Here is a 12,509-nt window from a genome sequence, read left to right as displayed (position 1 = left end):
TTTTTACGCGTTAAAGACTATTATCGATAGTACTGCTCTTCGACAGAGCCTCCCGACAACGGAATATTATGAAGTACACAGAAACGCTTAAGAATATTCACCATAGTCTTGATCGCTTAGGCGACCTTCCTGTGTTTAGTGCGACGATTAATCGTATACAGCAAATTAGCGCCTCGGATGAAGGGGACGCAATGGCGCTTGCGATGGCGATTATGAAGGATGCTGGCTTATCTGCTCGGTTATTGAAGCTTGCTAACTCATCGGCTTATAAACGCGGACAAGGTAACATCAGTGTGATCTCGCGTGCGGTTGTGTTGATGGGGTTTAATCGCATAAAGAGTATTACGCTTACGCTCAAGCTTATTGAAAGCTTTCATGATACACATCCTGACCTTGATGTACCGGGCATGATGATGAGGCAGTTTCTTAGTGCAAATATAGCGAAAGAGATCGCGGTCCGAAGTCAACAACATGTGGACCCAGAGGAAGCGTATTTGGCCGCCTTATTGTTTGGTTTAGGCGAAATCATTGTTGCCTGTACGTTACCCGATGAATATCGAAAATTACTGGCTTTAAAAAAGAGCAGTGATAAACGCTGGCCCTTAATTCAAGCGGAAGTTTTAGGCATCAGTTTTAATGCCTTAGGTCGAGAGATGGCAGCCGGGTGGGGGTATCCAAAGCAAGTTTTGAATACGATGTCCGATCTGGATATGACACAACTTGATGAGCAGAGTAATTTATTAACCAGTTTGCCTAACCTGTGTAATGGCCTTGTGCATCAGATATATGGTCAAGACTTACGTAATGAGCAGCCTTATGACCAGCTGGTTGATTCCATCGCTAATGTATCAGGCATCCCCTTTGATGATGTTGGTGAAGTTGCTATTCAATGTTTTCGGCAAGTGTCTAAAATCAGTCGAACCTATGGCTTAAAAGCCCAACTACTGATTCCTGAATATACGGAATCGGGGAGTGAGGCTAAAGACACTGTGGTTCGTAAACTGGCGTTTTTAGCGCACGATGAAGCGGAGCAAGAGGAACCTGAGGTCAATGAGGCAGACGTACAGGTTGCTGAGGCCCATGCATTATGTAGCCAAGGGCAGCTTGATTACTTAAATCGCTTAACTGAGTTGATTGGGTCGGAAGGGAAGATACACGATATTTTCAAACTCGTTGTAGAAGCGATTCATCAGTGCAGTGATTTTGATCGCAGCCTCCTGTGTCTGTTGAATAAAAAGAGAGATCACCTCTCCGTGAAAATGATTGAGGGTGATGAAATAGACGCGTTACAAGGTTATTTTGAACGGGGTAAAAATGGTAAAGATGATGATCTGTTTTTTAGGGTGATAGAAAAACAGGTCACACTTTTAGTGAATGACCTCGATGAAGAGGGATGGAGCTCTCGCTTACCTAAAAACTTTGTTACTCAAACCCACTGCCAAGGGTTTGTGCTTATTCCGTTGGTTATGGGGTCGCGGGTCATCGGTATGCTGTATGCGGATCGCTTGAAAGGCCATGGGGCGGTATCGGATAACGACTTTAATATATTTAACCGGTTCGCGACCCAAACACGCTTAGCGTTAATGTATGCTGACAGTAAAGCTAAGCGTTGATCGGGGCGTTTATTGAACTTAACTGAGTACTTACTCCGTTAAGCCTTTGACAAATGACTTAGTGTCTTGCCATGCATCTTTACTGACCTCAACGCCTGAATCGATGACCTCGCCACCTGTATCAACCGCTGTTTTAGCACCCGATTCCGTTGAACATAACGCACGTTTTGCCATGCATTTTGATTTACAGCCGAGTTCTGCTGCCTCATCGGTTAAATGCACAACGGCACATTGGGTCTCGCATAAGGTTTGTTCAGTAGAACAATCAGCCCAAGCAAATGACGCGATAAATAATAGACTGAAAATAGATATGATTTTCATAGATACTCCTTATTAAAGGCGGTTCTTTATTAACGTTTATCTCTAGGTTGCCAGAGAATCTCTTTACCGCCCTGCCTCAACACTATTGTTCTACTCGCCACAAAAAGTAGATCGGATAGGCGGTTTAGGTATGCCACCGCGTGTGGGTTAACCTGCTCACCATCATCCATTAACAGTGCTGTAATTTGTCGTTCAGCCCGTCGGCAGATACTACGTGCTAAATGTGTATAACAAGCTGCAACTGAGCCCCCTGGAAGAATAAACTCTTTAAGAGGGGGGAGTTCAGCATTCAGTTTGTCAATCTGACATTCTAAGTATTCTATCTCTGTTTGATCAATAACTGTATAGCTATGATCAGCCACCGCGATCTCACCCCCTAAATCAAATAACTGGTGCTGAATCAATGTTAGAACCGGGTGTATAGGGTCATCGTTTTGTAAGCCTGAAATGATAAGCCCAATACTGCTATTCAGTTCGTCTACCGTACCGAGTACCTCAATACGAGGGCTGGTTTTACTAATGCGTGTTCCATTAGCTAATGCGGTGGTGCCTTGGTCACCGGTACGGGTGTAGATACGTGTTAGTCGATTGGACATGAAGCGGCCTATGTATATAACTGTATTAAGCGTCTTAATAGTAGACCCGCTTCAGGATAAAGGGTTCCCACGTAATGACAAGCCGAGTGAGGAGCGGAGAGGGTAAAGATGAGTTGGGGACTATTTAGACGTTATGGGGGGGCGATAGTGGAGTGTTCTATGTGGTTTGAATCTGCTTTATTTTGTTAAGCAGCATTAGGTTTATAGGGACTGGAATCCCTGCACTTTTAGCGGTCTCGCAAAGGTAGCCGGTGATACTGTCGATCTCTGTTTGACGACCTTTCTGTACGTCCTGCAGCATTGATGAGTAGTTTTCGGCGGTAATTTCCGCCACATGGCAGGCTTGTTCGATCAGCGGGCCGTCAAACAGTTCAATATGGCTGGCTTGGGCGACCAGCTCTACTTCCCGACAGATAGCAGCCATGGTTGAAAGGTAATCAGGGTTATTAATTAATGCGCCATTTTTACAACGGTGAAGTGCTGTGAGTGGATTGATCGCGCAATTGATGGCGAGTTTCCGCCATAGGGTTAATCTAATATCACTGTCCTCTTCAAGCGTAAGGAAGCCGTTTTTGAGGGGAGTTATCCAAGGTAAACACTGTTGTTGAGGTGAACCTATATGGGTGATACCTTGCCCCGCATGGTGGAGGTGAAAAGGGGCCTTTAGCCATGCACCATCGGTAGTGGATGCCCAAGTAACATTCGTATCGGGACGTTGTGCTTGAACCCACTGCTGACTCCCCATCCCATTTTGTAGGACCATGAGGCGGGCTCCCGGGTTAATACGTGCTTGGATGCTGTTAAATGCGGCGTTTGTATCCACTGTTTTTGTTGTGATGAGAAGTTGATCAATAGTGTCGGTTGCATCGGCCAGTTCCGCTGTCATTGGATAAGCGCGATCAGCGAGGAGAATCGAATTTTTTTGTTTAAAAATATCGAGTTTCTCTTGGGTGTGCAGAATTAACTTTACGGGAAAACCTGCATCAACAAGATGACAGGCCCATAATGAACCAATAGCTCCAGCGCCAAGGATATGCCATTGTTGTGTCATTACTACTCCATTAACTCGTATGTTGTCGCGTTAGGGTAATCGCCGATTGTTATTGCCTATTCTAACGTGATTTACCTCTTTTATGGCTATTGTGGCGTGAAAAGCGTGCAGAGGTCGGCTAAAATCGGACAAAACTAGAGGAGTTGATAAATGCCATCGTTTGATATCGTTTCTGAATTGGATATGCACGAAGTTTCCAATGCTGTTGATCAATCTAATCGCGAAGTACAGATGCGTTATGATTTTAAGGGGGTCGACGCTCGTTTTGAACAGAACGATAGTTCAGTCATTATGCATGCGGAAGTGGAGTTTCAATTACAACAGCTACTGGATGTACTGCGTACAAAGATGGTGGGCCGGAAAATTGATCTGCGTTGTTTAGAGGTTAAAGACCCCGAAAAAGCAAACATGAGAGCGCGTCAGGAAGTGATTCTTAAGCAAGGCTTAGAGCCGCTGTTTGCTAAAAAAATTGTCAAAATGATTAAAGATGCCAAGCTCAAGGTACAATCCCAAATACAGGGTGACCAAGTACGAGTAACGGGTAAAAAGCGTGATGACTTACAATCGGTGATGGCGTTTTTACGTGAAGCCGATTTAGAGCTTCCGCTACAGTTTAATAACTTCCGTGACTAAAGCACTCATGAACATAGGGTAGAGAGGTTTTACCCCTCACCCTTCTGTTCTAAGCAATCCAGCAAAAAAAGCTCCTTTACTAACTCTTGTGAAGGCGTATCTGAAAAATCCTCCACACAGATCGTACCCTTCTCAAGCTGTTTCCTCAGCGCGTTTCCTTGCCAATGTACGATAGGTATCCCCGTCGCGCGATGGGTGACTCTAAGGTAGGGATTGCTTCTTTCAAACCAAGCATCAATCACATAAGTCATGTTCCTCTCCTTGTTTAATCGCAATGAAGTGAAACAAGAATAGGACATTATGATCTAGATGTAAATGATATTAATTCTCATTTTCATTTGATGGTTTTATGTTTCTCGCGGCAAGTACGATTAGCAGCAACACCGGTAAGCCAATCAGGGCCACAGATATAAAGAACCACTCATAATCATAGGCATCCACAAACCCACCCGAGAACCCCCCTAAAAATTTAGGGAACAGCAGCATGACCGAGCTAAACAATGCGTACTGCGTCGCAGAATATTGGATATTGGTTAAGCTGGAGAGGTAAGCAATAAATGCCGCGGTTGCAATGCCTCCGCTGAGATTGTCTAAGGAGATAACAATGGTTAACGCGGTTGTGTTATGGCCAAGTGTGGCTAACCAAGCGAATAGCAGATTTGTCAGTGATACGAGTAACGCCCCGGAAAATAGAATTTTCATCACGCCAAAACGGTTGACTAAAATGCCCCCTAAACCGGCGCCTACAATCGTCATAACCACACCGTAGATCTTTATGATCTGTGCGATCTCCCCTTTAGTGAATCCCATATCGACATAAAACACATTTGCCATGATACCGAGAATTACATCCGATATACGATAGGTCCCAATCAGGGCCAAAATAATAACGGCCTGTTTACCGTAACGTTTTATGAAATCGATAAAGGGGCAAGCCACGGCAACATAAGCCCAGCTGAGAAAGCGCGAAAGAATGTTCGGAAGGTGAGCATATTTTTCACTGTATTGGATAACCTTATTTCGTTGTTCTAAGGTTTCCTCGTCCATTAAGATGGCGTTTGGTTCGGATACGGATAAGGTGGTCACAATGCCGATAAGCATAAGTGAGGCCATGGCCAGATAAGCTACTCTCCATGAGCTTTGATCGTAGCTGTCAGGCGTAGGTGATACCCATGCCGCAATGGCGAGTGCTCCTGCACCCGCGACAATCATAGCGATTCTGTAGCCCGCCATATAGGTAGCAGCCATCGCGGCTTGGAGGCGGTCCTCTGCCGATTCGATACGGTAAGCATCGATCACAATGTCTTGTGTTGCGGAGCTGAATGCCACTAATACCGCCATCAACGCCATGAATTCTAGATGTTCAAGTGGGTTAGAGAACGCTAAACCAGCAAGACCCGCGAGTAACATGGTCTGGGCTAAAAAGAGCCAGCTACGGCGGCGACCGAGTAAGCGCGATAAGATTGGGAGTTGCAAGCAGTCAACTAAGGGCGCCCAAAGCCATTTAATGCCGTAAGCGAGTCCAACCCATGAGAAGTAAGTAATAACACTACGCTCAACACCGGCTTCTCTTAACCAAAATGACAATGTGCCGAAGACCAACAGTAGCGGTAATCCAGATGAAAAGCCTAAAAAAAGTAAGGTGATGGCTCTCGGGTGTAAATAGATTTTGGCCGATTGTAGCCAAGGTGTGGGCTGAGGTTCGACTGATGACATCTTAAACGCCTTCCATGAATAAGCGTCTATTGTCCCTGTCTGTTGTTAGCAAGGCAATGATTTGAAGGTATGTTTATGGCAGCGGGGATAGATAAAAACAAAAAGGCCCAATATCTACATAGATGGCTCTATATAGATCATTGGGCTTTTTATACAAACCAACCTCTACTGAAGGGGGGAAGTACAGGTTGGCTTATGCGCTACTTAGAACTTGATGCGCATACCTGCTAGCACGTCTAGCTCGTAGTCAGTGCCTGCATCGTCATCACGGTTAGTGATTTCTGCAAAGACAGAGACGTTTTTCTGTGCTGGGAATTTGTATACAACGTTAGCGTAGATAGCATCTTCATCACTGTTAGCTGCATCGTAGTCGTGCTCAACATAACCTACAGCGATTTTTGTGGTTTTTGATGCTTTAAATGTTGCTACAAGGTTTGTCATCGCAACATCGTTGTTTGATCCACCTTGATCAGATACACCGTAATCCACACCAAACTCAGCGAAGCCTGCGTCATATGAAGCGCTTACACCCCAGATATCAACAGAAGATGAGGTAGGTGTTGCTTTCAATGTTTGGTACGCAGCGCCTAGTGTTATCGCATCAAAACCGCCTTCAACATAAATTTCAGTTGATTCGCCGTTTTCACTTTTTTCGCCATCAGCTTCAAGCTCATGAGAGATCGCAACGTGTGCGACATCGAAATCCGCATCAAAACGAATAACATCATCGCCATCTACAGAGCCGAACTCATCAAAAACGTCATCGCCTAGGGCATTTTCTTTCGCATTTTCAACACCAAAGTCATCCGCTGCATTGTCCATTTTACCAACTTGAACAGATACACCGTGTGATTTAAGGCCTAGGTACGCTTCTTCTAGCTGGTCGCCATCAATTTCATCTTCTGCTGCTTTTTTGAAGCCGAAATCTAATTGGCCATATGCAGTAAGGCCATTGCCTAGATCGTAAATAATAGAGTTTTTGATTTCTAGGTCGTCAAATTCAACTTCAGCGTCTTTGGTTTTGCTCGCGTTATCACGTAGCTGAACCTGCCAGTCACCTTTAATTTTGAAAGTTAGACCTTTATCTTCATAAATAGTCGCTGCAGTAGCAGAGTTTGCTGCAATAGCGGCAATAGCGGAAGCCAGAATCAGCTTTTTCCATTTTAATACACTCCAAGAGTTTTAAATAAATATTTAATTTTTAAATATGTGATTAATGTTTTTTAATAAATTCTTTAAAAGAGTTACGTGTTTTTTTATCTGCCTGGTTGTACCAAAACATAAGCATTTTGGCGGGCATATTTTCCTTGGCACTTGTATTGTTATTGTTTGCTTTTGCCGGGTTTATCGTTACGTTTTTTGAATCGAAGAGAGACGGTTTAGGTAGTGCTGCCGCTGCATCTGTTTTGTTGAAGTCTTCCAGTTCTCGCTCATAATCTCGGCTTAACTGAAATCCACTGTTCTTTATTAAAGAGACTTTGTAGTTGATCTCTTGGCCGTTATTGTCGGTTAGTATCCAAGCGCCACTGTTTTCTAATGCTTTGATATCTTTGATCTTGTTGATCTTAGGCGCGGATAAAAATAGCGTTTTGTCTTGTTGTTCAAATAAAAGAACGAATGCGTTGCTGTATTCCAATTCGTATTCACTGCCGTTTTTGATTTCAGCGGTATAGTTAATGACGATCTGGTTTGTTCCATTAGGTAAAGCGTAAGCGCTTTTATTATTTATAAAACCTCCATTTTCTGCTTCCTTTCCATTAACTGCGATCAAGTTAACGCCATCGGAAAGGTTTAATATGTTCTCGGCAAAAATAAAAGATGAATAGAGATAAGTAACCAAGAATAATGTGGTTTTTAGAGGCTTTAAAGAAAACAATGTGAAGTCCTTGCTGATGCTTGTTTGTTTTAATTGATCTATTTTGCAGCGCAATAATAGTTATTATTTATTTCAATTAGGTTTCAGTTTTGTTTATTTTTGTTACGGTTTTTTTAAAGTTTTTATTTGTTTTAAAAAGGTGTTTTTCGGTAGCAAATTATTTCTTCAGAGGAGCGCAAGGAGAGCATCTCCAAAGGTAGGGCTACCTTCGGAGATGTATGGAGATCGGACGTTATAGTTGTCCTGCGGCGAAAAATAGCGTTTCACCGGAGCTGTCATCGACACCGTCATTGTCAGTAACCGCAAAGGCCTGACCTGATGCATCAATGGCAAAGCCTTCGATCTTGTCTGTGACATACCCCTTAAGTGATTTCAGGTCTGGAATAAAGTTTCTTACCTGTTCTTTCGTCACTACCGGTAGCTTGCCGCCAATGGGGGCTGGCTTAAGGCCTGCTAGGTTTACTTTACACAGCTGTTTGATCGTTGCGTTTTCATCTAATTGATTATCACGCTCTATGATATATAGCGCACCGTTGTAGGCAGTGATTTCGGATAACCCAACCCAGCCGGATGTGGCTTTTTCAAGAGGGTAGTGGACTGCGCCCCATTGCTCTGTTTTCAGGTTGTAGGCGAGTAGTTTTACCCGTCCTTTAGGGTCATCAGACCATTCCCGTTGAATCGCAATCCATAAGGTATCGCCGACTTGGGTAATACCTTCTGCCCCAAAGCGTTGCTGGTGAGTTAAGAGGCTTGCAGGGAAGTTGATGGTTTTGTCGATCTCGCCGTTAGGCGTTACATGATAAATCGCATGGGGTACTTCTTTTTTAGCGTTACCTTCAGAGGCGAGCCAAAAACCGTTTTCACCATCGATGGATATGCCTTCAAGATCTAACTTTTTAGCCGGTTTTCCATTACGAGTCACGGTCATTGCTTGCGTGATAATAGCGGGCTTTTGGGTCGCATCAATAGTAAAAATGGTGGGCTGGTTAGCATAAAAACTATCGTTAACGGCAAAGAGCTTTCCTGCTGTTTTAGGGTCAGCGGTTAGGCCTGATAATGCACCCCAACCTATAGGCATACCCTCACTATTTTGTTGTGAGATGAGCTGTGGATAAGCCGCTTCTTTATCGCTTAGTTCATAAATCATAACGTGCGCACGCGGGCCTTTATCTTCAATCAGGTCCTTTTCATTGGCACTGATTAATAGGTTGCGACTAGGTATCGTCACGGCGGATTCTGGTGCAATACCGGAGGGAAGCATCTGTATAAATTCAGGTGCTTTACCTGTGTCACGATACACCCCGATCATGGACGCGCGTTCAGATAAAATGAAGATATAGGTCTCATCGCCAAATGTACCGATGGCAACCCCTTCCGGTTCATTGCCTTTTTTACCTGAACGTTTATCTGGGTAGTGGCCTGTGGCAATCACTTTGTGTTCAAAGTCTGAGCCTGACTCGTACATGACATCGCCATTTTTATGGAAGATGGTAAAACCACGTGACCCGCCTTGGAAGTCGCCTTCGTTAGCGGTGACAAAGCGGTCACTATCAATCCATTTTACGGAGTCAGGTTCGCGTAAACGTGTTTGTGTTTGAGAGAAATCAAAGGCTTTATCTTTCTTTGTATCAATCATTGTTAATTCAGCTGAACCTGCTGAAAAGTGATTGATGACCTTACCGCTCTCTGCGGCCACAATAACAATGTGGTTGTTCTCTTGTAGAGTCACAACAATTTCATTGTTGTCGTTGAAGTCTACAAATTCAGGCTCTGGGTCTTCAGAACCGATGGCCGCTAACCCCGTGAGTTCTACTTTTTTCATTTGGTCGCACATGGGCTGACCATTTTTTAGTGGGAAAATCGTAAGGAAGCCTGCAGGCAGCTGCGGTAGCGCGCCATCATTTAAGTCTTCATCCCGTTCATTTTCGATCGCAACGGCGACATACTTTTCATCTTTAGAAACAGCAACTGAATCGGGCTGGCCTCCTAGATCGCAGCTCTGACTGATTTTATGATCTGTCAGCGTGAGAGATACGAGTTTTCCGCTTGGCTTAGTGTAACTTTCGGAGGTGTTAACCCCAGCCAGTACGGTGTTAGTCGTAACGGCAACAGAGGTGGGTTCTCCATTAAGAGAAACAAAGCCGCCGGGTTTAGGTTTGGATGCATTTTTGATATCAATAAAACCGATACCGCCCAAAGGGCTATCGGAGTAAACAAGTGAGTTACCGTCATGTGTTGCAGCAATAATCTCTGCTGACGTTTCAGTCGTAACATCAGACCCGGCAGGTAAGTTATGAATGTTAGCGAAGGTCGCAATACGGTTAAAGGTATCGGCCTGAGCAGTAACGGCTGCAGAAGCGAGAGCGAGTGCGATTAAGGTGTGTTTACCTGGATGGCGGAACATCTGTTTTAGACTCCTATAAATAGATAGCATCAAAGATTTGAGGCGCGATCCTATGTGGCTTATGTGACAGTTCGGTGAAAGGTGATGGCTTTGGTAGGAGTGGCTTAGCTGCTTTATATTTTTTATCTTATTGAATATTAAGGATTTGTTTGTTCTTGTGTCTGGTGTTAAGTGTCATATGAATGATTGGTTAAACTTTTGTTTCAACTATTTTATTCCTTGTGATTGTCATGTTGTTGTCATTCAAATCTTCTATTTTGCAGGACTTTGATTAATTGGTTTCAAAGAGTCTTTAGCTGCTGTGCTTATACAAAAACTCAAGTTGGGCCGCTTATTAACATTTAATGGTGAGTAAAATGGGTTACGACAATTCACATGATCGATGCAGTAATTTGAATCAAGAGCAAGATTCAGACTTCACACGGATGGCGGATAAAGCCGTTAGTCGTCGTGGTTTTATGGCAGGGATGGGGGCGTTGGGAATCGGTGCCTTCATCGGCATGTCGCCTATTGCGCAGTCGGTTCAAGCGGCGATGTCCGCTTCTGTAAAAAGCAAACTGATAGGCTTTGATCCAGTGCCTGCAAGTACCGCTGATACAGTTGTTGTGCCTAAAGGTTATAAAGTCGATAACTTGATCTCTTGGGGAGACCCTCTTTTTGATGGTGCACCCGCGTTTGATCCTTCCGGCGATGCACCTGCGTCGAGTCAGGCGTTACAGTTTGGCGATAATACCGATGGTATGAGTTTGTTTCCGCTTTCTGCTGACCGTGCTGTGATGGCGGTTAACAATGAATACACTAATGTTGAATACCTATATGCCCATCAAGGTAAAGCGATTACCGCTGATGATGTGTTGAAAGCGCAGAATGCCCATGGCGTCTCTATTTTTGAGATAAAAAAATCCTCTACGGGGTGGGTTGTTGACCGTTCCGGCCAGCGTAATCGTCGCATCACTGCAAATACACCGATGCAACTGACTGGGCCTGCTGCGGGTGATGCTTTACTTAAAACAGCGGCAGATGAGACGGGCACTGACGTGCTTGGAACATTTAATAACTGTGCTAATGGTCAAACGCCGTGGGGGACTTACCTGACGTGCGAAGAAAACTTCCATAAATACTTTGGCTCCAATGATGATACTTATACGGTGCCTGCGGCGCAGCAGCGTTACGGTATTAAGGGGGCTGATAAGACCTATCAGTGGAGTAAACACGATAGCCGTTTTGATTTATCGAAAAACCCTAACGAGCCAAATCGTCATGGTTGGGTTGTTGAAATTGATCCAATGGACCCAAATTCAAAACCTAAAAAACGTACGGCCTTAGGGCGATTTAAGCATGAGAATGCGGCGTTAATGGTGGATGGTAGTGGGCATGTGGTCGTTTACTTAGGTGACGATGAGCGTGGTGAGCATCTGTATAAATTTGTTTCTAAAGACAAGTATATTGCTAACAATGCAGTACATAACCGTAACTTGCTTGATGAAGGTACGCTCTATGTGGCCAAGTTTATGGCGGTTGATGGTGAGCTAAAGGGCCAAGGACAATGGCTAGAGCTTACGTTTGGTAAAAATGGCTTAACGCCTGAAAATGGCTTTAATAGCCAAGCGGAAGTGTTGATTCATACACGTTTAGCGGCGACTCAGGTTGGGGCTACCACAATGGACCGCCCTGAGTGGGTTGCGGTACATCCTAATAAGCAGACCGCTTTTTGCACCCTTACCAATAATAAAAATCGTGGTAAGAAGGATAACCAACCGGTTTCTGGGCCTAACCCACGTGCGAATAACGTATATGGACAGATTGTCCGTTGGGCACCCGCGCAAGGGGATCATACGCGGTCTGACTTTGTGTGGGATCTTTATTTGATCGCGGGTAATCCATCGCTGCACTCAACAGGCTTGTTGGGCGGTAGTGCTAATATCACGCCAGACAATATGTTTAATAGCCCTGACGGCTTAGGGTTTGATGAGGCTGGGCGTTTGTGGATTATGACTGATGGTAAGTACTCAAATAGCCATGAGTTTGCCGGTATGGGTAACAACCAGATGTTATGTGGCGATCCAGAAAGTGGTGAAGTCCATCGTTTTCTTACCGGTCCTATAGCGGCTGAGGTAACAGGGTTAACCTTTACGCCGGATTATAAAACGATGTTTGTTGGTATCCAGCATCCAGGCGAGAAACTGAAAGCCTCTCATTTTCCAGAAGGTGGAATGAGTAAACCTCGCTCAACCGTTGTTGTGATTACCCGTGAAGATGGTGGTGTGATTGGCGCTTAATTGAGCTTATCCCCCAAGGG

At 44.4% G+C, this 12,509-nt stretch carries 11 protein-coding genes; 3 read left to right on the top strand and 8 right to left on the bottom strand.

Features of this window, described 5'->3' with window-relative positions; all coding sequences use genetic code 11:
* The first annotated feature begins 68 nt into the window (after positions 1-68).
* Entirely contained in the window at positions 69-1,613 is a 1,545-nt protein-coding gene (locus A3773_RS02240; RefSeq protein ID WP_067982460.1) for an HDOD domain-containing protein, read from the top strand.
* Between the two features lie 30 nt (positions 1,614-1,643).
* Here A3773_RS02240 and A3773_RS02235 read toward each other — a convergent pair whose 3' ends face one another.
* From A3773_RS02235 to A3773_RS02225, 3 genes are all read right to left on the bottom strand, one after another.
* Positions 1,644-1,934: a hypothetical protein gene (locus tag A3773_RS02235; RefSeq protein WP_067982457.1), complete on the bottom strand. Its 291-nt coding sequence runs from the start codon at positions 1,932-1,934 to the stop codon at positions 1,644-1,646.
* A 29-nt stretch (positions 1,935-1,963) separates the two neighbouring features.
* Positions 1,964-2,530 carry a cob(I)yrinic acid a,c-diamide adenosyltransferase gene (locus tag A3773_RS02230; RefSeq protein WP_067982454.1) on the bottom strand — a complete coding sequence of 189 codons (567 nt, stop codon included), beginning with the start codon at positions 2,528-2,530 and terminating at the stop codon, positions 1,964-1,966.
* Between the two features lie 157 nt (positions 2,531-2,687).
* The gene (locus A3773_RS02225) at positions 2,688-3,581 is read right to left on the bottom strand and encodes a 2-dehydropantoate 2-reductase (RefSeq protein WP_067982452.1); all 894 of its coding nucleotides are present in this window, start codon (positions 3,579-3,581) and stop codon (positions 2,688-2,690) included.
* 150 nt (positions 3,582-3,731) lie between these two features.
* Here A3773_RS02225 and A3773_RS02220 point away from each other — a divergent pair, with 150 nt between their 5' ends.
* On the top strand, positions 3,732-4,214 hold the full coding sequence (locus tag A3773_RS02220; protein ID WP_067982449.1) for a YajQ family cyclic di-GMP-binding protein: 483 nt from the start codon (positions 3,732-3,734) through the stop codon (positions 4,212-4,214).
* 29 nt (positions 4,215-4,243) lie between these two features.
* On the opposite strand, the gene A3773_RS02215 is transcribed toward A3773_RS02220, so the two are convergent.
* The 5 genes from A3773_RS02215 to A3773_RS02195 form a co-directional block, all read right to left on the bottom strand.
* Positions 4,244-4,465, bottom strand: coding sequence for a PA4570 family protein (locus A3773_RS02215; RefSeq protein WP_067982446.1), 222 nt, complete (start codon positions 4,463-4,465; stop codon positions 4,244-4,246).
* A gap of 70 nt (positions 4,466-4,535) precedes the next feature.
* Entirely contained in the window at positions 4,536-5,930 is a 1,395-nt protein-coding gene (locus A3773_RS02210) for an AmpG family muropeptide MFS transporter (protein ID WP_067982444.1), read from the bottom strand.
* 204 nt (positions 5,931-6,134) lie between these two features.
* Complete coding sequence (locus tag A3773_RS02205; protein WP_269454469.1) at positions 6,135-7,064, bottom strand: porin; 930 nt, start codon at positions 7,062-7,064, stop codon at positions 6,135-6,137.
* Positions 7,065-7,143: 79 nt separating this feature from the next.
* Positions 7,144-7,806 carry a YccT family protein gene (locus A3773_RS02200; protein WP_067982438.1) on the bottom strand — a complete coding sequence of 221 codons (663 nt, stop codon included), beginning with the start codon at positions 7,804-7,806 and terminating at the stop codon, positions 7,144-7,146.
* Between the two features lie 232 nt (positions 7,807-8,038).
* The gene (locus A3773_RS02195) at positions 8,039-10,210 is read right to left on the bottom strand and encodes an esterase-like activity of phytase family protein (protein ID WP_067982435.1); all 2,172 of its coding nucleotides are present in this window, start codon (positions 10,208-10,210) and stop codon (positions 8,039-8,041) included.
* Between the two features lie 356 nt (positions 10,211-10,566).
* Here A3773_RS02195 and A3773_RS02190 point away from each other — a divergent pair, with 356 nt between their 5' ends.
* Entirely contained in the window at positions 10,567-12,489 is a 1,923-nt protein-coding gene (locus tag A3773_RS02190) for a PhoX family protein (protein WP_067982434.1), read from the top strand.
* Positions 12,490-12,509: the final 20 nt, after the last annotated feature.

Origin of the sequence: Neptuniibacter pectenicola, from assembly GCF_001597735.1 — a bacterium.
Taxonomy (GTDB): Bacteria; Pseudomonadota; Gammaproteobacteria; order Pseudomonadales; family Balneatricaceae; genus Neptuniibacter; species Neptuniibacter pectenicola.
The sequence above is the reverse complement of the archived record's forward strand: the minus strand, read 5'-3'. Positions and strand labels throughout refer to the sequence as shown.